Genomic DNA, 256 nt, shown 5'->3' on the forward strand with positions numbered 1-256 from the left:
CGAATTTATACTTCTTTTACCTACTCAGTTGCATTCCATTATTGACGCAGTCAATATCGAAAATACAGATATATCTGAAATACTAAAAGACCTACAAGAACAATTATACCTGCCTGCACTCAGTTATCAACACATAAATTCAGCTCTATACCTCATCATAAAAAATAAGTTAAATGAGCCGTTGCACGCTGATTTAATCACTGGTGTTGACGTTAGACATAGCTCGCCTCTTTACTACACAAGCATTGATTCTAAT

At 34.8% G+C, this 256-nt stretch carries 1 protein-coding gene; it reads left to right on the forward strand.

Annotated features, from left to right (window positions below; genetic code table 11):
• Positions 1-256: hypothetical protein (locus AAEY72_RS15570; protein WP_352311517.1), on the forward strand; the 256-nt coding region annotated here is incomplete at both ends.

Origin of the sequence: Psychrobacter sp. W2-37-MNA-CIBAN-0211 (genome assembly GCF_040309405.1) — a bacterium.
Lineage (GTDB): Bacteria > Pseudomonadota > Gammaproteobacteria > Pseudomonadales > Moraxellaceae > Psychrobacter > Psychrobacter glaciei.